We start from the raw sequence: 491 nt of genomic DNA, 5'->3' as shown, positions 1-491 counted from the left end.
GAGCAGCGGCTGGTGCTGGGAGACAATGTGGCGCAGATTTATCGCCTGTCTTGAGCGGCAAAGGGTCAAGACACCTCGCCGTATAGATAATGGTCGAGTCTGTCTGTCAGGTCTTTAGGAAGGCTTTCCCAGTCTTTGACAGGGACGTCTTCGAATATATCGGCTATCTCAGACTCGATCCCTGGCGTGTTCGTGCCCATCGCTGGTTCGATGATTGCACGAATTGCATCCTCAATTTCACTCGGAGTGGTCAGGAACCATTCATGACCCGGCACATCATCTATCCGTTGTCCGCGGGTCTGAAACCAGGCGTGTAAAAGAGTCTCGCGCCTTCTCGCTTCCGCTTCGTCCGGACAACCAATCCGCACTAGATAGCTCGGTCTTTCGGGGAGATTCTCCCAAAAGTCTCGCAGTCTCCGCCTGAACCCGTCTGGTCCCGCACGACCAATTTTTATCGGACAACGATCACCATATCCTTTCCGATACCGTGG

Annotated in this window: 1 protein-coding gene; it reads right to left on the bottom strand. The window is 53.8% G+C overall.

Going from position 1 to position 491, the window contains the following annotated elements:
• Positions 1-65 precede the first annotated feature (65 nt).
• On the bottom strand, positions 66-491 hold a 426-nt coding region (locus J4F42_00500; GenBank protein ID MCE2483960.1), incomplete at its 5' end, for a GIY-YIG nuclease family protein.

Source organism: Desulfurellaceae bacterium, from assembly GCA_021296095.1.
GTDB lineage: Bacteria > Desulfobacterota > Binatia > Bin18 > Bin18 > JAAXHF01.
Note: the sequence above shows the minus strand (reverse complement) of the source record. Positions and strands in the feature narration are given on the sequence as shown.